Consider the following 19,381-nt stretch of genomic DNA (forward strand, 5'->3'; position numbering starts at 1 on the left):
ACGGAGTAGAAGAGTAAAATGAAAAAAGTACAACTTGCCGCAGCAATAAGATATGATGGAACCGTTGATGTTGCGCCGAAAGTGACTGCCAAAGGGTGCGGGTTTGTTGCCGAGAAGATTATAGAACTGGCTCAGAAAAACAATATTCCCGTCAGGAATGATCCCGGCCTTGTGCAGATACTCTGCAGACTGGACATTGATGAACAGATTCCGGAGGATTTGTATAAAGCCGTAGCCGAAATCCTTGCCTATGTTTATTCCATCAACTCCAAGTTGAGTCAAAAAAAAGAGGTTTGACAGCAGGGGAAATATTTTCCCGGATTTCTTCAGCCCACTCAGAAATTCCTTCATTGTTTGCCTATCGATCCCTTCGACAAGAAGGGTTGGCCTTCTTTTTCTGCCTTTGTCCATCCGCAACAGCAAAATATGCTCAGTTCTTCCGCAATGATATGAATTCATTGTATATATTCGATAATATCCTGCAGATCGACTTCTCTTTATGCATGAGTTTTTTCTTCCATTAGTCGGCTGATAATCATGCTTTCTGAAAACAGGGTCAGATCATTCTGGTCAGAACAGGGATATCCTTTTTTGAACGTCAAATTCTTCTCTATAGTCAATTATGCTGTTATTTAAAAAGAATAGAAGAATAGCGAGAACCGGAAACTTATTCTAATGCCGGTTGGTATGCAAATTGAAATATCTAAATGAAAAAACCGCTGGAGCATATGGTATGAGGACTTATGGTATTGCAGATGTAGGAAACGCCTGTTTGAGAACAATGGCAAAACTCGACTGTTCAGCAAATAACATTGCCAATGTCAGCACACCTGGCTTCAAGGTAGAATTTTTAAATTATTTGATGAGAGATTCAGGCCGCTCGTCGAACGACAAGGCGCCTTCGTATGATGAGTTGTTGACCAGGGATTATTCGTCAGGCGCCCTTCAGAGAACGGACAATCCCCTGGAAGTTGCCCTCCTGGGAGAAGGGTTTTTCATTATCCAGACAGCGAAAGGAGTTGCTTATACAAGAAGGGGGGACTTTACGTTAAATATGAAACGAGAACTGGTCACAAAATCGGGTGATCCGGTCCTGGGTAAGACAGGAACAATCGTTTTGAATGGTGAAGATGTTCGCATCGATGAATCAGGTAATGTCCATATAGGTGAAAATCAGGTAGGCCAGTTGAAAATCGTCAGCTTCAAAAACCCTGAGGTGTTGACTTCTTCGGGCGAGGGAATCTTCAGAGATGAAGGAAAGGGGATATTTCAGGAAAATTTTACACCGAAGGTCGTCTATGGATCTCTTGAACTTTCCAATGTCAGTGCAATAAAGGAAATGATTCAAATGATCGACCTGCAACGAACATTTGAAACTTATCAAAAGCTTATCCATTCCATTGATGAACAGGATAAACTTTCAGCAGGTAGAATCGGGAAAGTAGGATAAATAATTTGCAGGAGGAATCGTAATGATCAGATCGCTTTGGACGGCAGCGACAGGAATGCAGGCTCAGCAAGTTGAGCAGGATGTGGTGGCGAACAATCTGGCTAATGTCAATACAGTGGGGTTCAAAAAATCCAGGGCGGACTTTCAGGATCTCATGTATCAATTGTCCACAAAAGCCGGTTCGGAAACTTCATCGGGAAATCAACTGACAGTAGGCATAGAAATTGGGATGGGGGTCAAGCCAGTCGCTACTCAAAAGATTTTTTCACAGGGTGATTATCAGCAAACCGGCAATTCCTTTGACTGGGCGATTGAAGGTGATGGTTTTTTTCAACTGGATGACAATGGTACAACGGTTTATACACGTGCAGGGAATTTCAAGGTCAACAGAGATGGTGTGCTATGCAATACGGATGGCCTGCAATTGATCCCGGAGGTGAGCATTCCGCAGGATGCGGTAACCTTCACCCTGGACAGCGGGGGAACCTGGACTGCTGCCGATGAAAACGGCAATACTTTAGCGACTGGAAGAATTGAACTTGCGAAATTCATTAATCCGGCTGGGTTAAGCAGTATAGGGAGAAATCTTTTTGAAAAAACAGAAGGGTCAGGCGAGCCTTTAACGGGAAACCCGGGAGAAGATGGACTGGGAACTACATCACAGCGTTTTCTTGAAATGTCCAACGTGAACGTCATTGATGAGATGGTTAAAATGATTGTTGGTCAGCGGGCGTATGAAATCAATTCGAAATCAATCGTGACAGCAGACAATATGCTGTCGATGATTAATAATTTGAAGAAATAAGCCAATGGCAAAGTCAAGTGGGATTTCAATTTTGGTATTTCTCGCGTGTTGTTTTATTTACGCGGGTGTATCGGGTAAAGAACTGCTTGCGTTCGAAGGAAGAACACTTAATGAATCTTTGATTAAAGCCGCCATTGTCGATCATGTCGAAAAACACATGACTTGGCCCAAGGGGTCGATAAGAATAACGTTTCCCAATGGAGTTCCTGAAGTTACCCTTTCTCGGGAAGATTTCACTCTACATGTGAAAGAGAACAAAAGCGACGAATATATCGGCAACAGATTATATCAGGTTAAAATCCGTCAGCGAAATAATTTTCTTAAACATATTTCCGTTCCGACACGGATTGAGGTTTGCAGGGATGTCGCATTGAGTGCTCGTCCCTTAGAACGGAACAGAAACATCTCAGAACATGATATCCTTATCGTAAAAAAGTGGTTCAGCCGATTGCCTCAGGATCTCCTTGCTGATCCGGAGCGGATTATAGGTAAAAGACTTCTTCGTTCGATAAAGGAGCGGTCTACATTTACGGCGAGTATGCTTCGCGAACCTATCCTGTTCAAAAAAGGTAAGGTTGTTAAAGTCATATGTGATAACGGTGTATTAAGCATAACAACGTTGGGGCTGGCTGAAGAGGAAGGAACCTTAGGAGCCACGGTAAAAATCAAAAATATTTCTTCCAATAAAATAATCCACGCAAAAGTCATTGGAAACTCAGTTGTCAAAGTCGAAATATAAAAACAGATGTGATGGATTTGGTCGGGTATGATGAAATCAAGGATGAATGATTGCTGATATTTTGTGATGAAAGAAAAGGACATGAACATTTTAATTCAAAATAGATTGATTTTTTTGTTCCTGATTTTATGGCTTTGGACGGGTTGTGCAACAAAACCGGATTTTACAGCCGGTGAACAGCCGTTAGATTTGACGGTTCGACCCGAAGCACTTCCCGTAAGGGGATCCATCTGGCCGGGTGAGAGTGCATCAAACATGCTGTTTGCGGATAAAAAAGCAAGATATATCAATGATATTGTGACCATTCTTATTAATGAAGCTTCACAGGGAGGCAATAAGGCAACAACCAATACAAGCCGGGATTCCGACTCTGCCGCAGGTATTGATGCCTTTTGGGGACTTGATCAATCGATTTTGAGTCGGAATGTGAATATGGGATCGAAAATAAAGATTGGGGGATCCTCTTCTTCAACCCTAAAAGGAACGGGGAATACCACACGGGGCGGTCAGCTTAAAGGCACAGTTACGGCTCGGGTTGTCAGAGTGCTTGATAACGGAAATCTCGTTATTGAAGGTAGACGGCAACTGACCATAAATGAAGAAGATCAGTATCTTATTATTTCAGGTATTATCAGGCCTGAAGATATTACTACGGAAAATTGCATCTTTTCACAATACATCGCCGACGCAAGAATTGTCTATGCGGGCAAGGGAATTATCAATGACAAAATGAGGCCTGGTTGGGCTACAAGAATAGTCGACTGGGTGTGGCCTTTTTAAGGAAATGACCGGAAGAGAGTTTAAATGTCAATATTTAAATTAGGGAAATTTATGAAATATGGAATGCTGCTTAAAAAAATATTTCTGACAGGGATAATTGTTTTAGACCTTGTTTTTTTTGTTTCATACGGTTTTGCAGCAAGATTGAAAGATATTGCGTCTATCAGCGGGGTGAGAGAAAATCAGCTTATAGGCTATGGTTTGGTTGTCGGCTTAGCCGGTACGGGTGATGACGTCAAAAACGGTTTTACAAGCGAATCCCTATCCAACCTGCTGAACAGACAGGGCATATCCATGAAGAATAAAACGTTGAAAGCCGATAACATTGCCGCTGTTATGGTTACCTCATCATTGCCTGCATTCGCCAAAATAGGAGCGAGGATAGACGCTACGGTTTCATCTATTGGTGATGCGAAAAGCCTGCATGGTGGAACCCTTCTCATGACACCTCTAAGAGGTGTAGATGGAGAAATTTATGCCGTTGCCCAGGGTCCTGTTACCTTGGGCGGATACGCCGTGGGAGGGGCGAACAGCAGTACAGGGAAAAATCATGCAAGTGCTGGTCGTGTTTCAAGTGGGGTGTTGGTTGAGCGGGAATTAAAATATGATTTTGACCGACTCCGTTCCTTCACGCTTAATCTTTTACAACCTGATTTTACGACTTCGGCCTGTTTAGCCGATGTGATGAACAAAACACTTGGACAACACGTTGAGGCAAAACAGGTTGATTCCTTTTCCGTTGATGTTCGAATGAAAGAAGCTACCGGAGGGAATTTGATGAACATCATTTCCATGATGGAAAATCTCGATGTTCCTGTCGATTCCAAGTCCGTTGTGGTCATGAATGAAAAAACAGGAACGGTCGTTATGGGTGAAAATGTCCGGATTTCAACTGTCGCTGTAGCCCATGGAAATTTAAGCATACAGATCAAAGAAGACATTCGGGTTTCTCAACCTCTTCCTTTTTCGCCACTGTCGTCTAAGGGAAATCAGCCTGCTATGGATAAAAAAACAGGGACAATTGTTGCGCCTGGAGGTCAGACGGTTGTGACTCTAGATACCACGGTGGGTATCGAAGAGGAGAAAAAACAAGTGATGGTTATCTCAAAGGGGGTGACCATTCAGGAAGTTGTAAAGGCATTGAATGCCTTGGGCGTGTCGCCTCGCGATCTTATTACTATCATGCAGACCATAAAAGCAGCCGGCGCCCTGCAGGCAGAATTAAAAATTATATAAGATACTGTTAAACAATTGAAGAATTGAAAGGTTCGAAAATGAGCGGTGATAAAGTGACAGCCACAGGTGGAACGGGTACGCGCGATGCTGCAATCCGAAATGCTGAAACTCGGCAGAGAAAGTTTGATGAACAAAAGCTTCGGAAAGCTTGTGCTGATTTTGAATCACTTTTCGTTTATCAACTATTCCGAACGATGAGAAAAACGATTCCTGCCGGAGATCCTACTCTGCGATCGTTCGGTAAAGATACCTATACAATGATGTTCGATCAGAAAATCGCCGAAGAATTGTCCGGAAAAGGAAAGGGGCTTGGCTTAAAGGCTCTTCTGTATGAGCAACTGAAGAACCCCGTCAAATGATGAGTAACGATTGCGTCCATAAGGTATAAGATGTTTTCCTGAGGGAAAGTGTATTATTTTCACTGTAAAGGCAGAGATAACGGAAACCAGTTAAAGTTTTTTTGAAATTTGCCGATAATCAATGTAACCGAAGAAATTAAAGGAAACATATCTCATGAATATAAATAACACCAAAGGAATTTCGGCAAAGCAGATTCAACAGTATGAAAAAAATGAGTCTCTCATGATGGGTAAGATGACGCAGGATAATCGATCAGCCATTTCGATTCCTCAGGAAAAGGTTGAACTTTCCGATGCCGTGAAAGAAATCCAGCAAATAAAAAACACTGTCGACAATATTCCTGACGTTCGGGACGATAAAGTTACCGCATTAAAGAACCAAATCGATAATAACACTTATAATGTGAATGCAGAAGAAGTTGCGGAAAAAATGGTTGCAGAATTCTTCCTGGATATTTTGGGGTGACAGATATCCTGCTTTTGTCTTATTGCCCTATAGCGATCAGAAACTATACACTTTAGGACTCATCTTGAAAACTGAAGACAAATCTTCCTTTTCAGAATATTCAACCAGAGAATTTCGTTTTCTGGTTGAATACTTATTGAATAATTTGCATAAAGAAATGCATGTTTACGGAGAGTTGTTTGAACTAATCAAAAAGGAAAGGGAAATTATAAGAAAGCCCTCCATTGAAGCTTTGAATAACAGTAATACCCAAAAAAAGACTTGTTTATTTAAAGCAGCGATTTTACGGCGAAACAGAGAGGAAACGATAAAGAAATTCAAGAAAATATTATCTTTTGATAGCCGAAATGAACTCACCCTTTCACAGATTGCCAGCTATGCTGAAAAGAATTTTAAACATCAATTGCTGGGCAGTTGCGAAAAGCTTAGTTCCTTGATTCATTCCATAAAGAATTACAATGAGATGAATAAAAATCTCCTGCAGGATTCTATTTCATGCACGAGATCAACTATATCGTTCATTCAGCAACTTATATACTCTTCCATTAATTATATGCCATCGGGTGAATTGAACAGGACATTGCCGAACGGGAGATTATTAAACAAGAAAGGGTAGGATGATGTCTATTATTGGAATTCTGGATACAACTAAACTTGCATTGTCAAGTTTTCAGGCGGCGATTGATATTACCGGTTCCAACATCTCGAATGTCAACACGCCCGGTTATTCACGGCAACGACCAGTGTTCAGTTCAGTGGGTTCAATTGATGTGAGAGCTGCAAAAATCAAGGTCGGTGTCGAAGTCAGTGATGTGGAAAGAATCTATAATAATTTTTTACGTGATCAGATTAACGAACGGTCCTCTGTCACTGGTTATTATGAAGCGCTTTCCACAAGTCTTGAAAGTGTGGAGATCATCTTTGATGAAACCAGCGGCAGCGGCATCAATGGTTTGTTGAATCAATTCTGGAATGCTTGGTCTGATGTTTCAAACAATCCTGAAGGACAGGTGGAAAGAGATGCTTTGATTTCATCTGCTGAAAGTCTTTGTGCATCAATCAATGATTATGGCAATGCTCTGGAATCTGTCAGGGAAGATGCGGAAAACAATATCCAGGAGACAGTCGTCGAGATCAATAATCTCATTTCCAGTATCGCAGATGTCAATCGAAAAATCCGGGAGGCAGGTTCGGAACAGGGGAACAGCAATATTCTTCAGGATAAGCGGGATGAATATTTGAAGGAACTGTGTTCGACAATTAATGCCAATTATTTTATCGATTCGTCAGGCGCTTTGAATGTTTTTTTACCAAACGGCGAGCCTCTGGTTGAAAAAGAATTCAGTTGGCAGCTTCGACTGTCTTCGGAAACAAGCGAAACAAACCCACCTTATCATCACATTACCAAAGTCGGTTCAAGCGACAGCCTCGATGAGGTCATAACCGGAGGGAAAATCGGTGCATTGCTGGATGTCAGGGATATGATTGTGAAGAATTATCAGGATAATCTGGATTCATTTGCTGCCGGTCTGGTGACTCAGATCAACGATCAACATCATCAGGGTTATGACCAGTATAAAAATATAGGCAGTGATTTTTTCGATCCCACAGCTACTGATTCCAAATCAATGAGAGTGAATTCCGAGTTGGCCGCAGATTTGAAGAAAATAGCCGCTTCATCTTCCATCCTTGGTGATGGGGCAAACGCGGTGCAAATCTCCGCCTTGAAGGATAACGAGGCGGCCATGAATGGAATATTTACCTTTAATAACTATGTGGCTTCACTTATTGGAAAAATTGGGCAGGATGTCGCCGATGCAAAAACAAATGTGGAACATCAAAATATTGTGATGAGTCAACTGGACCGTCAGAGAGAGGGCATTTCCGGCGTATCGATCGACGAAGAAATGATGAAACTGATTCAATACCAGATGGGTTACAATGCAGCCGGACGGCTCTGTTCCATTATAAATGAGATGCTGGATACGTTAATCAATCTGGGAAGATAAATTGAAGATTATAATTACTTGAGCTGATAGTTGATGAAGAGGTGTGCTTATGGTTGTGCGGGTCACAGAAAACATGAAATATAATTCCATAATTGGAAATATCTTTACTGTTCAGAATGGATATAACTGTATTATGGAAAAAATGTCTTCACAAAAGTCGATTAACAGAACATCGGATAATCCTATGGGTATGACTCGCATTTTTGATTTTCGGAAAACAAAGTCTTTTATAGAGCAATACAATCGAAATATCGATTCTGCAGATGCGTGGCTTTCATCGTCGGAATCCAAACTTTCCGCGGCTGGCGACCTGATATCCAAAGCAAGAGAAATAGCCGTGCGTGAGGCATCTTCCACCGCCACCGAAACCAGCAGAAAACTATCAGCAGAAAACATTCAATCCCTTATTGATGAAATGCTTAGCCTTGCCAATTCAACCCTGAATGGGAGGTATCTCTTTTCCGGTTCTGCGACGGATACGCCTCCTTTTTCAGCTTCCGAATTGCCGGCAAGGATTGAAGCCGCCGGGGGGGCGGAAGGAAATGAATTCCAGGGCACTGTTGAGTCTCAGGGGCACTTTACAGGGACATCGAACAAGACATTTGCTGTCAGGATTGACGAAGGTGGTCCTCTGGCTGAAGTTGAATACAGCATTTCTCTGGATGGCGGGAAATCATGGTGTGCCGGTAAAGACGATCTGAGTGCTGGAACCGTCGAACTGGGTGACGGTGTTCAGATGGCGTTTGATGATGATGGGGGGGCCAAGCCTTTGTCGAACGGAGACCTGTTTTATGTCAAATCCTATGCCGCTGGTTATTACTGTGGAAATAACGAAAAGTTGTCTGTCGATGTTCAAAGGGATTCACCGGTAACATACAACTTGACCGGTCAGGAAGTGTTTACTGGAGTGGGCAGCGATGGAGTTGATATTTTCAAGTGCCTTGCCGATTTGAAGAAAGCCATGCAGAACAGTGATCAGCAGAGCATACAGGCTCAAATCGGAAATCTTGAAAAAGCTCAGAATCAGATTACGTTAAATGTGTCGAAATGCGGTACCCGGCAAAATCGTCTGGAAATCGCCGAAAGCAATCTGGCCGATCTTGAACTTAAAGTAACGGAACTGATGTCGAATATCGAAGACGCAGACTTAACCCAACTCGTGACCCAGTTTACCATGAAAGAAGTCTCCCTGAAGGCTTGCTATGCCATCGCTTCAGAGATCGGTAATACCTCAGTTCTGGATTTCCTCAAGTAGAAAAAAGGTTTTTTAATGCTCATCCTGACAAGGAAGTTGGGAGAATCCATCGTAATAGGCGATCAGATACAAATTACCCTTCTGGATATTAAAGGAAAACATGTCCGTATCGGTGTCAATGCGCCTAAAGGCATTGCCGTCCATCGTGGTGAAGTATATGAAATGATACAGGATGAAAACAAAAAGGCCTTTGAATCCGACGTTAAAAACAGTGAGATGCTGTCCGCTCTATGGGCGCAAGTGAAGATATTATAGAAGAAAACTGACGAGGTGTGATCTGTGAAAATATCAACCACCAGATTTGGAATGATCGAGATCAGTGAGTCGGACATTATTTTGATGAGAAGAGGAATATTAGGATTTGAGGAGTCAAAAAAATATGCGCTTCTTTATCAGGATGTTAAAAATCCTTTTTTGTGGTTTCAGTCGCTTGATGACGGAGCTACAGCTTTTGTAGTAATCGATCCGTTTTTACTGCAGCCTTACTATCAACCCGAATTAAATGACGATACGCTGGAAAAACTTGAAATCGACAATCCAGAAGATGTTGCCCTTATGGTTATTGTTTCTATTCGTTCGAACCCCGTTCTCCTTACGGCAAACTTGAGAGCTCCCATTGTGATCAACGCGGCTAAAAAAAAGGCCTGCCAGGTTGTCCTTGAAGACAGTCGTTTCCCGATCCGCTATGATATTCTGAAAAACCGGGAATTCCTACTGGGTGGACATTGTTATGAGATTTCCGCGACTGCCCCTTAAAAAGTTCTGATTGAACAGGTCAGTCAGGCTTCTTCATTAAAAAGTATTCCCACCAGCTCATTCATTTTTTCATAAAGCTTTTGTGTGGCTTCTGGAGGAATTTTACGAATAACTTTCCCGGATAATTTCTCTTTCACTACAATCGCGATTCTTTCGTCTTCTTCTCCGTAGGTGCAAAAATCCAGACTGATGCCAAGCTGATCTATTTTCTCCTGAATCTTGGAAATTAAATCCTTTGTAAGTTCAGAGTTCTGCATTGAATTGTTCTGACTTTTTTCAGAAAACATATTGCCTGAGACAGCAGGCGTTGTGCCCGGTTGACCAACGTCGGGAACTTTTTCTGAATACGTTACGGATGATGAAAAATTATTGGCAACAAGTAATCTATCCTGCTCAATGGATTGAATATTCATGATCTTGTCCCTCATCTCATAAATATGATTGGAAATTTTTTGTTACTTTAAATTTTAATATTGAGAAAGTTGGCTTGACCTGTCGTTTTGCGCTCCTGCTGGATAGTAAGAATCTGCTGTTGAACGGCATTTTTTGATTGATTGAATTTTCCAAGCATCTCCTCATTAATAATCAAAATCTGATTGACTATTGTATCGATTTCGTCACGAAGGTCATCGGCTTTTGCTAACGTCATTCGGCAATTTACCGAATGACGATCAGATCGATCCACTTGAGATAGAACCCGGCCAAGCGCATCGATATCGCCCATTAGAACCTGGCGCTCATTCATTAAATTGTCTATTTTAGCCAGGTCCATCTTATCGGCGGCTTTTCGCAGTTGCTGGGTTAAAATCAATAATCGTTGCATCTTCTGTCGCTTTTGAATTAATCCTTCGCTGTAGGAATCCATTTAGACGCTCCAGGTTCGGAGATAAGTGGAATTTTGTTGACGTGATTCCCCATTCAAAGTGGCATTGAGAATCGGGGTTGAGGATTGCAGCGGTCTTTGTCCGTTAGCGGAAATTTCTTTCCAAGCCGAATTTAACTCTTCCAGCATCCATATGATTTCATCAAGACTGCTTAAATCCCGATTAATATCGGCTCCAACAATTTGCTTAGACATGTATTTGTATAGCATATCCAAGTTTCTGGCTATTTCTCCACCTTTTTCAAAATTCAACGCCATGTTCAGCTCAGAAATGATATCCTGTGCCTTCTGAATGGCCTTAGCTTTAGCTTCGTATTGGCCGTTTTGATAATATTCTTTTGCGCTTTTCAGCCTTTCTATGGCTTTTTCATAACACATGATAATCAGTTTTACGGGATCAGCGGTTAAATAATTGGTCTGTTTATATGCCACTGCCCCATAAGATTGTGACCGCATGGTTTCAGCCCTCCTATTTAATAAATGTTGACGTGAACAAAACTCTTCCATACAAAAATTCGTAATGTTTATGTATTTTCATTTTATTAATTTTAACGCCATCCACTTTCGGCTGCGCTGAGCTGACCCAATAACCAATTGCTTTGGTTCTGGAACTTACTGATCAGAGCTTCCATGGCAACAAAGCGGTTAATCATGGTTTCCTGCTTGCGCTCAAGCACTTTTCCTATTTCTTCGATTTGTGTTGTGTAATCACTGATCGTGTTCTGCAGGGATTTCTGTTTGTAAGAGACATAACCATCTATCGAATCGGTGATATTGTATAACGTTCGGTTAAACGCTTCCGCCAATCCCAATGTGAGTTTTACCGTTCCTATCTCCCCCGTACTCGACCCTGTGTATTTAATGACGAGTCCGACATCGCTTTCTCCGTCATCTCCTGTCAAGGTCTGGCCGGAACCTGTTGCGGCTTCGCCATTTATTGTACCTGATACATCCAGGCCGTTATCAACGGTTTGAGCTCCGGTCCATAAAAGGTCTGCTGTTTCAGAAATTGTAAAACAGGACTGACTTCCGTAAGAATTATGCGTCAGTACTAAATGATTGGAAGAATCCATTGAAGCGGTTATGTTTATGACATAACGTCCCTGCTGTCCACCGGAATTGCTTGTGTCGACCGATCCGAAGGAAAGGCTGTGAGCCTGGCTGCAATCAAAAGAGACAGCCAACTGACTGTTTCCGGTCGTCTTGTCTGTAATTTTTAACGCTCCAGAGCTGTCAATTGAAGCGGTAACGTTATTGCTGAAAGCTTGTTCGAGCGCATTCAGAAAATCCTGGACTGTATCCTGACTGACATCGGATATGGAATAACTTCCGGAAACTGAGGCGCCGGAGCGAGATGTGCCGGAGAAGGATATGACGTCACCATTGGCGAGATTAGCGGAAGATCCTGAGCTATCGTATATGCTGTTCCAATTTGTCGATGCTGTGATTAATGTCGTTTTAGCGGCATCGGCATAAAATACTTCCGATCCTGCCAAAGTCTGTGTGTAAACTTCATCCAGTTCTGAATTGACGGCGTTGACAATGTCCGACAATGTCATCGAGCTGGTCATGACAATTGAAGCGGTTTTCCCCCCTTCCGTGATGGTCAGTGTTTCGTCGCTGCCAAGTATAGCCGCGACTGCGCTATTCGAAGTCGATGAACTCTGTGTCGCCGCCTGGGTTATATTAATACTGTAATTCCCGGATTCCGTATCTTTTGAACAGCCGATATACTGCAAGTTTCCGTTGCTGGTCGTTCCATTGGCGCAAAAAAGATTCCGTATATCGTTAAAATTGGTTTGAAGGTAGCCCTTCAGTACGTCGGTATCGACACACAGGTTTCCCTCGTTGTCAAGATTAATGCCCGCGAGTCCAAGGGTGGCAAATTCAGAGGAAACACCCCATACGCTCTCAATGATCAATGAAGAAACATCCATTTTAACGGAAGAAAGTGTCCCGTCGCCAAAAAGAATGCCCCCGGTTTCCTTTGATTGGTTATCATAGGATTGCTGCTGATAAATATAGGATGCTACCGCATTATAGCTTGAGACGAAGGCATTGATTTTTTCCATGGTCCCGTCGATGTCCTGGCCGACATCCAATGTCACTGTGGTGGCTTCGTCCGCTTTCAACAAATTTATTGTCACCCCGGCGATAACATCATCAATCGAATTGTCGGAACTGGTCACGGTTACACCATCGATTTCAATGGAAGCGTCCGCACCAGCGACAAGTTGACGCTTCATTAAAGTGCCGGCTGCGCCGAAGGTTCCAAAGTTCAGGGTGCCGTCGGCAACCGTGCTGGTTAAAGTAACGTTGAGGAAACTTTCACCCGTTGTGTTATCCACAATCTGAATGTTCCCTGTTCCAGTAATCGTTGCCGTCACATCACCTGCAGAAGCGCTGTATGCCGATTCAATGGCATCAAGCAAGTCCTGCACAGTGCTGTCGGCGGAAATATTAAATGTTCCGTTTACATCTCCAGCGGCTATGTTTTTACCAGTAAAATCGATATGATCTCCAGCCGTGTATGCCAAGTAGCCGTCAATGTCACATAACTTTATAGTGGTCGATATAGCCATACCGCTGGAGGTCATTTCCTCGGAACCGCTGATGCCCAGGACATCACCAACGCCACTCTTAATTAATCCGAGAGCTTGAAAAATATTATTCTGATCGGAAAATGGACTCGTAGAATTAATCCCGTCGATCTGAAGTCTGTAGTAAGTGGTTCCGTCAATTTTTTCGAAAATCACGGAAGCGGAAATGTTGGCGGCTCCTTTATTATTATTTATCGCGACACAGATATCATTCAGGTCATTGGTTGCCAGGTTAATGCTTATCTCGTTTGAATTATCTCCATTGGCATCCTTGATAATAAGAGAAGTGCCCGATTCTCCGGCATTCAGTCCAAGCAGGTCCGCAATAGCCAGATTCGTACTTGTGAACCGGTCGCTTTGAGCCCCACCGGTAATGCTATTCTTTATGACTTGAGATAAGGCTGATTTTTCAGTAAACCCCAGATTTCCCAGTATATCATTGCCTGAAGCGTTCAGCAGAGAGATGCCTGCCGCTCCTGTCGCTTTGCTTGTCAGAGTCAGCCGATAGCCGGCCACGCCATAATTGACAATGCTTGCCGTAACGCCTGTAGCATTGTTTCCCGAGTTAAGATTATTTATCTTATCCCGGATATCGACAAGATCATCGGATTCCGAAATAGTGACAGCCCGTCCGTTGATCAGGATGTTGCCCGAATAGGATGATCCCATTGAATCCGTGATGCTCGAAAAATAACGGGAGGCCAGTTTTTCCGCCGTCGCTTTATTTTTGACAATGATATTATAGGTTCCTGGTGAAGCTGATGATGAGGTCGTAACAGATAAGAGATCAGCGGCTTTTACCGTACTGCTGTCGGTTGTCATACTGGTAGAGAATATGGAGAAGTCATCATAATCTTTAAGATTTTCTGCGCTGGTTCTCAATGCCAGCAATTTGGCGTTAAAAGATTGCCATTCTGTCAGTTTATTAGAGGCTTCTGTTTTCTTACTGGTTATCCGGTCAACCCCCCTGTGTTCTATTTTCATAAACTGGTCGATCATACTCCGCCAGTCAAAACCGCTCGCCAGTCCGGAAATCAGATTCGTGCTCGATGACATGTTGGTCCTTTCCAGAAAAATCCTTCGAAATGATTTATTATAAATATCGGGTCGATTCTTCTAAAACTTTAAGAAACTTTTTAATTACCTCTGATTTTCCTTGGGTGTTGAATGATTACAGTTAAAAGACCCCGCACAGAAGATGCGGGGTCTTGAAATGTTAGAGTTTATTAGCGCTTCTATCCGAACAGCGAAAGAATCTGTTGCGGCGCCATGTTCGCCTGCGCAAGCATAGAGGTGCCCGCCTGCATGAGAATCTGGTTCTTGGTAAAGGTTGTCATTTCTGATGCCATGTCTACATCGCGTATGATGGATTCCGATGCCGTGGCGTTTTCTATGGTCGTGGCCAGAATGGCAGATGCGTAGCTTAACTGGTTTTGCGCCGCCCCCACGCTGCTTCGACGAGTATTGAGCTTTGCGATGGCAGTGTCAATTGTTGCCAGAAAAGTCTGGGCCTCCGTGGCCGAATCGAGCTGATCCTTGGACAGATCCAATCCGTCCGCATCAATTGCCTTCACACTTCCGAGAGAAACATTGATTCTGTCGTTATTTGTGTTTTTTGCACCCACCTGGAACGCAGATTCTGATCCATTCGTCGCTATAATGCTCCCGTCAGATGTAGTCGACAAGTTGCTGTTAAAGGTGAGGGTCAGGCCCAGGGCGTCGAAACGGGCACTGTTTGTTTCTCCTGCGCTCGGGACGGAGATTCCGTAAAGGGTTTGCTCTATGGATTGTCCCCCAATCGTCGCCGATACTGAAAGCGCTAAATCAGATCCGTCTGCAACGGCACTCACGGTGTATGTCGTTGCGGATTTCAGACCCGTCGCCGTATAGAGACCCTTTGCTGATGTTAATGTTCCCGAAGAAATGCCTATGCCGAATGTGCCATCGAGAAGCTTTGATCCGGCATACTCCGTACTGCTGGCGATTCTGTCGATTTCATCGAGGAGGGCATTGCCTTCCTGGTTGATTTTCGCAAGGTTGGAGCTGGCATTGGCCGAGCTTGCCTGGGTCGCCAGTTCCTTCAAGCGAGTCAGCATGTTGGATATCTGATCCATGGCCCCTTCCGCCGTCTGTAGCAGGGAATTTGCTTCAGAGGCATTACGGCTCGCCGCCTTGTAGCTGGCGATATCAGCCCGGAACTGCGTTGAAATGGCGAGTCCCGCTGCATCATCGGCAGCTCTGTTGATGCGGTATCCGGACGATAATCTCTCCAGGGATTTGGACATCGCTGAATCTGAAATGGTTAAGTTTCTATGCGCATTTAACGCTGCAATATTGTTTTGAATTCTAAGACCCATGATACGATCCTCCTTGATGTGTTTTTTTAGTTGGCTTCCTTGCCGGGATTGTCAAAATTAAAATTCATTTCGCAATAAACAAAAGGCCATAACGATACTTTTACAAAATGTGTAAATTCTCTTATTACCTCCTTTCCGCTTTTTTCTTTTGATTTTATAATCGGATGATGGAAGGATTTACTTTAACAAAAAAAAGAAAGTTGATGATAAATTCAGAAAAACACTGATTTTTGGGATGTTGATTTTTGCTGATACTTCTATGAGGATCGAGTTGCGGGTCTTTGTTCCGGATTTATTTGAAACATCTTGCTCACAAATTCAATTTTTTCTGTATCTGGTTCAGATTCGATCAAAAGTAAATTCTCGATCAGTTTTTGGCTGTCAATGGACAACAAAGAAATCATTTCCGTCAACCGGTTAACGGCCTTCCGATTTTCGCGAACTGAATAAGCAATATCAGTCAGAATGATGGCGATGTCTTCAAAACAGCCAATCTCTCGTTGTATATCCAACTTAAGGATGTTAAGCAGCCTGCTGCAGACTGCCAGAAAAGAATCGATGCGATTGCATCTCAGTTCGATTTCGCACTGACAAATAAGGGTTTCCACTGAAAGTGAACTCGAAAGAGAAAGAACCTGATTGAAAAAAGTTCGAGCTTCATCAAAGCGATTCATCGAAAGGCATGTTTCCGCCAGATGGAACCAGGAAAGGGCAAAGCGGTCATTAATTTCAATGGATTTCATGAAAGCCTCAACCGCTTTTTCAAAAAGGGATTCTTCCTTGCAGGCAATTCCTAAGTAACAGAATGCCTGGTAATTTTCCGAGTCAGCTTCCAGCGCCACACTGGAGGCGCTTAATGCCAGACTGAAATCCCCTGCCGTTAGGCTCAATTCTGCCAGTCGATTCAGGGCGACCACATCTTTGCGACCAAGCCGGTATAATTTCTCGAGACAGTTCTTTTCTTCAGTGTAATTGCCAGTCTTGTGATTCAATTTTGCGAAGGCATACCAAATTGAAGATTCATTGGGAGCCTCGGCAACCGCCATTTTAAGATAATGCTCCGCCCTCTGGATATCTCCTGTGTGGTCAATATGAAAGGTGGCGATATTCCATAAGACCTGCCATTTGAAATCAGATATTTTCAGGGCCGCCTGATAATGCTTATCCATCTTAGTAAAATTCTGATTGCGATGAGCGGCATGACCGAGCAGAAGATGCATATCCGGAATGTTTTTTAAGGTCGTGTGGATGACGACATCGGTCTTGTCAGGATTGTTTTCAAAATAATCTGCCAGTTTCAGGAATTTGTTCCCATGTCGTTCAACCTTGTCCCATTGATTTTTTTCTCCGTAGACAAGTGTTAAGGTGTAGTGCGAATCTAAGTGATCCGGATATTTTTTGATGGATTTTCGAGAGTAGAATTCTGCACTTTCGAGATTGCCAAACAAATAAGATGATATGGCCGCATTATGATGGGTCCACAGATATAAAGGGTGCTGATTGTTTTGTTGATCGGCTAGTTTTATTGCCAGAATGGATTCTTTTAACGCTTCTTCATGCATCCCCCGGGAGAGATAGGAAGTTCCAAGATAATGGTGCGGCCTCGGATCATCAGGATTTTCTGCGATATCTTTTTTAAGAAGATTGGTTGTTCTTAAGAATTTTTCGTTTGCTTTCTTCTCCTCAAGATCGTAGCCATAATGCATGAGTTCGATTTTTGATGGTTTCGGATTACTGGCGCCAACCAGACGGTTGTGAACAATGCCTTCGTAATGAATAATTCCATTATTTTTGTACAATCTCTCCAGATTATGGCGCGCCTTTTTCCTGCCTTTATCATAGGTACTTATTATATTGACAAAAAAGGCATCAGCACCGCCTGCTTCTCTAACGGTCTGACGGAGAAGCGATCCGCAGCCATCAAGAAGTTCTTCGTCAGCATCAATACTGAACACCCAATCACACGAGACATAGGATAAAGCTTGATTCCTCGCCTTGCTGAAGCTGTTTTCCCAAGGATGGAAAAAGATCTTGTCTGTAAATTTATTTGCAATTTCAACCGTATTGTCCGTCGATCCGGTGTCTACGATAACAATCTCGTCGACGAAATCTTTAACACTGTTCAGACACTTTTCTAAAAAAATTTCTTCATTCTTAACGATCATGCAACAACAGATCGTCGGCAGGGCTCTTTCTTTTTCATCCGTTTTATTGATTTTATTCAAAAGGCTTTTCGTCGTCTGATCGTGGGGATTGTGACGCCTTGCCTTTTCGAGAAAAAAAAGCGCGTCCTGAAAATATTTCTTTTCATGACAGTAAATGCCGGCCGCCTTCCAAGCCATATAGGGTTTGGGAGCCGTGTCAGCTGCCTTTTTAAAACAACAGCGCGCCTGCTCCCTGCTTCCCAGTTCATAATAAGCAATGCCAAGAAGGATATGAATGTTCCATATTTCATTCATTGTGTTAACGACAACGGTGCTGAAATTTTCCGGATGTTCCTTATACAAGGTGATGAGGTTCTGGTATTTTCCGCCATGGTAAATCAAAGAAGACCATTGGGATTGGTCATAGTAGATTCTTATCAGGATGAAGTGTGAATCGATATGACCATGATAGAGTTCAAGAGTCCGCAACGCCAATTTTTCGGCTTTTTTCAGTTCATTTAATTCATAATATGATCTGGCCGCATTGAAGCGGGACCACAAGAAAATCAAATCCGGATTACGATCCTTATCCGCCAGGCGAACAGCGGTAAGGCTCGCATCAAGAGCGTCCTGATACATTTCCATGCTGAGGTATGAACAACTCAGGTAGTGATAGGGAAGGGGATTACTGGGGCTGTCCTGAATATCCTTCTTTAAAAGGGGAACGGTTCGATCAAATTTTGCCTTCAATTGATCAGGGGACAGATCATAACCCTTGTGTTTTATGCGGACAGGATAAATTTTAGCGTTTTTAAAGCCAATAACTCTGTTGTGAACTCGACCTTCAAACCCTATGCTTCCATTGTTTCGAAAAATTCTTGTCTGGCTGTTGATAGACTCGCTATGTTTCTTCTGGAATTCGCTGATAATCTGAACCTGGATCGCATCAATCTCCTCATTCCGAACACCTTCCAGCAGAACTTGAGTGTCTTGTCTGACCAGCTCTTCATCAGCATCGATGTAAAATATCCAGTCACCACCTGCATATTTGAGAGATTGATTCCTTGCCTTGCTGAAATCATTTTCCCAGGGATGATGGAAGATTTTATCAGTGTATTTATTCGCCAATAATACAGTCCTGTCAGTCGATCCTGTATCAACTATAATGATCTCGTCAGCAACGCCCCTTATGCTTTTCAGGCAACGTTCAATATTTTTTTCCTCATTCTTAACGATCATGCAGATGGAAATTCCCATTATTTTCTCCGGCATTCAAGATGAATGTAGACCTCTGCCTCCAATACAGAAAAAATGGTCAATTAAGCATAAAAATTACGGATACACTATGCATGGAAGGCTTCAAGATCTGCATAGAGATGGCTATATGGAAAATGTTATAAATTATAGGTTGTGGAAACGTATCCATATAATATTAAGATATCTGCCTGAAGTTTATTTCAAGGGACGGTGCTGAGAAGTGACGACCGGAAAAATCTCAGCTACATTTACATTATCCTGTCCGATACTAATCATACAGAATGC

The 19,381-nt window shown here is 42.8% G+C and carries 20 protein-coding genes and 1 pseudogene; 14 read left to right on the top strand and 7 right to left on the bottom strand.

Translation table 11 applies throughout. The annotated features are described in order from the left end of the window. Nucleotides 1-18: 18 nt before the first annotated feature. The 13 genes from SYN_RS06385 to fliW all read left to right on the top strand — a co-directional run bounded on the left by SYN_RS06385 (nucleotide 19) and on the right by fliW (nucleotide 9,855). A complete protein-coding gene (locus SYN_RS06385; RefSeq protein ID WP_011417257.1) occupies nucleotides 19-297 on the top strand; it encodes an EscU/YscU/HrcU family type III secretion system export apparatus switch protein in 279 nt (92 codons plus the stop codon). Between the two features lie 397 nt (nucleotides 298-694). After that, the gene (locus SYN_RS06390) at nucleotides 695-1,450 is read left to right on the top strand and encodes a flagellar hook-basal body protein (RefSeq protein ID WP_148202512.1); all 756 of its coding nucleotides are present in this window, start codon (nucleotides 695-697) and stop codon (nucleotides 1,448-1,450) included. Nucleotides 1,451-1,472: 22 nt separating this feature from the next. After that, nucleotides 1,473-2,255, top strand: coding sequence for a flagellar basal-body rod protein FlgG (gene flgG, locus SYN_RS06395; protein WP_011417259.1), 783 nt, complete (start codon nucleotides 1,473-1,475; stop codon nucleotides 2,253-2,255). 4 nt (nucleotides 2,256-2,259) lie between these two features. Further along, nucleotides 2,260-2,994, top strand: a complete 735-nt coding sequence (gene flgA / locus SYN_RS06400; protein WP_011417260.1) for a flagellar basal body P-ring formation chaperone FlgA — start codon at nucleotides 2,260-2,262, stop codon at nucleotides 2,992-2,994. A gap of 66 nt (nucleotides 2,995-3,060) precedes the next feature. After that, nucleotides 3,061-3,774, top strand: a complete 714-nt coding sequence (locus tag SYN_RS06405) for a flagellar basal body L-ring protein FlgH (protein WP_049749925.1) — start codon at nucleotides 3,061-3,063, stop codon at nucleotides 3,772-3,774. Between the two features lie 24 nt (nucleotides 3,775-3,798). Next, nucleotides 3,799-5,010, top strand: a complete 1,212-nt coding sequence (locus SYN_RS06410) for a flagellar basal body P-ring protein FlgI (RefSeq protein ID WP_011417262.1) — start codon at nucleotides 3,799-3,801, stop codon at nucleotides 5,008-5,010. 38 nt (nucleotides 5,011-5,048) lie between these two features. Beyond that, on the top strand, nucleotides 5,049-5,369 hold the full coding sequence (locus tag SYN_RS15760; RefSeq protein ID WP_083756454.1) for a rod-binding protein: 321 nt from the start codon (nucleotides 5,049-5,051) through the stop codon (nucleotides 5,367-5,369). 154 nt (nucleotides 5,370-5,523) lie between these two features. Continuing rightward, nucleotides 5,524-5,835 (top strand): flagellar biosynthesis anti-sigma factor FlgM, encoded by a 312-nt coding sequence (gene flgM / locus SYN_RS15220; protein WP_011417264.1) that lies wholly within the window; start codon nucleotides 5,524-5,526, stop codon nucleotides 5,833-5,835. After that, nucleotides 5,804-6,451 carry a flagellar protein FlgN gene (locus SYN_RS06420; protein WP_011417265.1) on the top strand — a complete coding sequence of 216 codons (648 nt, stop codon included), beginning with the start codon at nucleotides 5,804-5,806 and terminating at the stop codon, nucleotides 6,449-6,451. Before flgM ends, SYN_RS06420 begins: the two co-directional genes overlap by 32 nt. 1 nt (nucleotide 6,452) lies before the next feature. Further along, entirely contained in the window at nucleotides 6,453-7,844 is a 1,392-nt protein-coding gene (gene flgK, locus SYN_RS06425; RefSeq protein ID WP_011417266.1) for a flagellar hook-associated protein FlgK, read from the top strand. A 49-nt stretch (nucleotides 7,845-7,893) separates the two neighbouring features. Continuing rightward, on the top strand, nucleotides 7,894-9,099 hold the full coding sequence (gene flgL, locus SYN_RS06430) for a flagellar hook-associated protein FlgL (protein WP_041584817.1): 1,206 nt from the start codon (nucleotides 7,894-7,896) through the stop codon (nucleotides 9,097-9,099). Between the two features lie 15 nt (nucleotides 9,100-9,114). Further along, nucleotides 9,115-9,354 carry a carbon storage regulator CsrA gene (gene csrA, locus SYN_RS06435; protein ID WP_011417268.1) on the top strand — a complete coding sequence of 80 codons (240 nt, stop codon included), beginning with the start codon at nucleotides 9,115-9,117 and terminating at the stop codon, nucleotides 9,352-9,354. A gap of 24 nt (nucleotides 9,355-9,378) precedes the next feature. Further along, nucleotides 9,379-9,855, top strand: a complete 477-nt coding sequence (gene fliW / locus SYN_RS06440; RefSeq protein WP_011417269.1) for a flagellar assembly protein FliW — start codon at nucleotides 9,379-9,381, stop codon at nucleotides 9,853-9,855. A 23-nt stretch (nucleotides 9,856-9,878) separates the two neighbouring features. Here fliW and SYN_RS06445 read toward each other — a convergent pair whose 3' ends face one another. The 6 genes from SYN_RS06445 to SYN_RS16505 form a co-directional block, all read right to left on the bottom strand. Then, a complete protein-coding gene (locus tag SYN_RS06445) occupies nucleotides 9,879-10,268 on the bottom strand; it encodes a flagellar protein FlaG (protein WP_041584818.1) in 390 nt (129 codons plus the stop codon). A 47-nt stretch (nucleotides 10,269-10,315) separates the two neighbouring features. Further along, on the bottom strand, nucleotides 10,316-10,720 hold the full coding sequence (locus tag SYN_RS06450) for a hypothetical protein (protein WP_011417271.1): 405 nt from the start codon (nucleotides 10,718-10,720) through the stop codon (nucleotides 10,316-10,318). Next, nucleotides 10,721-11,194 (bottom strand): flagellar export chaperone FliS, encoded by a 474-nt coding sequence (fliS, locus tag SYN_RS06455; RefSeq protein WP_049749927.1) that lies wholly within the window; start codon nucleotides 11,192-11,194, stop codon nucleotides 10,721-10,723. It lies immediately after the preceding gene. Nucleotides 11,195-11,286: 92 nt separating this feature from the next. Next, nucleotides 11,287-14,394, bottom strand: coding sequence for a flagellar filament capping protein FliD (gene fliD / locus SYN_RS06460; protein WP_011417273.1), 3,108 nt, complete (start codon nucleotides 14,392-14,394; stop codon nucleotides 11,287-11,289). Nucleotides 14,395-14,573: 179 nt separating this feature from the next. After that, nucleotides 14,574-15,695: a flagellin gene (locus SYN_RS06465; protein ID WP_011417274.1), complete on the bottom strand. Its 1,122-nt coding sequence runs from the start codon at nucleotides 15,693-15,695 to the stop codon at nucleotides 14,574-14,576. Nucleotides 15,696-15,952: 257 nt separating this feature from the next. Then, the gene (locus SYN_RS16505; protein ID WP_237671316.1) at nucleotides 15,953-17,920 is read right to left on the bottom strand and encodes a TPR domain-containing glycosyltransferase; all 1,968 of its coding nucleotides are present in this window, start codon (nucleotides 17,918-17,920) and stop codon (nucleotides 15,953-15,955) included. 21 nt (nucleotides 17,921-17,941) lie between these two features. Here SYN_RS16505 and SYN_RS16510 point away from each other — a divergent pair, with 21 nt between their 5' ends. After that, nucleotides 17,942-18,292, top strand: coding sequence for a hypothetical protein (locus SYN_RS16510; RefSeq protein WP_237671317.1), 351 nt, complete (start codon nucleotides 17,942-17,944; stop codon nucleotides 18,290-18,292). A 486-nt stretch (nucleotides 18,293-18,778) separates the two neighbouring features. Here SYN_RS16510 and SYN_RS17025 read toward each other — a convergent pair. Beyond that, nucleotides 18,779-19,111 (bottom strand): annotated as a pseudogene (locus tag SYN_RS17025) (glycosyltransferase family 2 protein); the annotation flags it as partial. Nucleotides 19,112-19,381: the final 270 nt, after the last annotated feature.

Origin of the sequence: Syntrophus aciditrophicus SB, assembly GCF_000013405.1 — a bacterium.
Taxonomy (GTDB): domain Bacteria; phylum Desulfobacterota; class Syntrophia; order Syntrophales; family Syntrophaceae; genus Syntrophus; species Syntrophus aciditrophicus.